1 protein-coding gene is annotated in these 1,766 nt (G+C 62.8%); it reads right to left on the bottom strand.

Annotation, left to right across the window (positions count from 1 at the left end):
* A partial coding sequence (gene xsc, locus Q0816_RS25870; RefSeq protein WP_298856185.1) for a sulfoacetaldehyde acetyltransferase occupies positions 1 to 1,766 on the bottom strand: 1,766 nt, incomplete at both ends.

Genomic DNA, 1,766 nt, shown 5'->3' with positions numbered 1-1,766 from the left:
TGCGCCTGCATGTCGTTGGCGGAGACGCCTGCGACTGCGACGGGTTTTTTCATTGCGTCGCGGCGGAAGGGTTCGCCGAGTTCCTGGTTGATCAGGGCCTCGATCAGCGTGGTGATGCCGTTCTTCTGGTCCTCGATCGCCTGGTTCAGCGCTGCGGTCAGCTCGTCCTGGGTGCGGGCAACAACGCCTTTCAGGCCACAGGCGCTGGCGATACCGGCATAGGACACTTTGGTGTCCAGCTCGGTGCCCACGAAGTTGTCGTCGAACCACAAGGTCGAGTTGCGCTTTTCCGCGCCCCACTGATAGTTGCGGAAGACGATCTGGGTCACGGCAGGCCATTCCTCGCGGCCGATCGCGGTCAGTTCGTTCACTGCGATACCAAAGGCGCCGTCACCGGCGAAGCCGACAACCGGAACGTCCGGCTGACCGATCTTGGCGCCGACGATGGCGGGCAAGCCGTAACCACAGGGGCCGAACAGGCCGGGCGCCAGGTACTTGCGGCCCTCTTCAAACGCCGGATAGGCGTTGCCGATGGCGCAGTTGTTGCCGATGTCGGACGAGATGATCGCCTCTTTCGGCAGCGCTGCCTGGATCGCACGCCACGCCATGCGCGGGCTCATCCAGTCGGGCTTGGCGTCGCGGGCGCGCTGGTTCCAGCTGGTGCCCGGATCGTCATCCTCGTGGGTCATCGAGGTCAGTTCCTGCGCCCAGGCCGATTTCTTCTGGGCGATGCGCTCTTTGCGCGCCTGACGGCCTTCGTCACCGGCCGTACCGCTCAGCTGCGACAGGATGCCGTTGGCCACCTTGGCCGCGTCGCCAACGATGCCGACGCTGACGGTCTTGGTCAGGCCGATACGGTCGGGGTTGATGTCGACCTGAATGATTTTCGCATCCGCAGGCCAGTAGTTGATGCCATAGCCCGGCAGGGTCGAGAACGGGTTCAGACGGGTGCCGAGGCACAGAACCACGTCGGCCTCGCTGATCAGTTCCATCCCGGCCTTCGAGCCGTTATAGCCCAGCGGGCCGACAAACAGCGGGTGCGAGCCGGGGAAGGCGTCATTGTGCTGATAGCCGACGCAGACCGGCGCATCCAGACGCTCGGCCAGCGCTTTCGACGCGTCGATGCCACCTTCGGCCAGAACCACACCGGCACCGTTCAGGATCACCGGGTTCTTGGCGTTCGACAGCAGTTCAGCGGCCTGTGCCACGGCGGTTTCGCCGCCCGAGGGGCGTTCGAATTCAACGATGGCAGGCAGATCAACGTCGATGATCTGGGTCCACATGTCGCGCGGGATGTTCAGCTGCGCCGGGCCGCTGGCGCGTTTCGCCTGCATGATCACGCGGTTCAGAACCTCGCAGACGCGGGACGGGTCGCGGACCTCTTCCTGATAGGCCACCATATCTTCGAACAGTTTCATCTGCTCGACTTCCTGGAAGCCGCCCTGACCGATGGTCTTGTTCGCCGCCTGCGGGGTGACCAGCAGCAGCGGGGTGTGGTTCCAATAAGCGGTTTTGACGGCAGTGACAAAATTGGTGATGCCGGGGCCGTTCTGCGCAATCATCATCGACATCTTGCCGGTGGCGCGGGTGTAGCCATCCGCCATCATACCGGCGCTGCCCTCATGCGCGCAGTCCCAGAACATGATGCCAGCCTTCGGAAACAAATCAGAGATCGGCATCATCGCCGAACCAATGATCCCGAACGCATGTTCAATCCCGTGCATCTGCAGAACCTTAACAAAGGCCTCTTCAGTCGTCATCTTCAT

Origin of the sequence: uncultured Ruegeria sp. (assembly GCF_947497005.1) — a bacterium.
Classification (GTDB): Bacteria; Pseudomonadota; Alphaproteobacteria; order Rhodobacterales; family Rhodobacteraceae; genus Ruegeria.
Note: the sequence above shows the minus strand (reverse complement) of the source record. Positions and strands in the feature narration are given on the sequence as shown.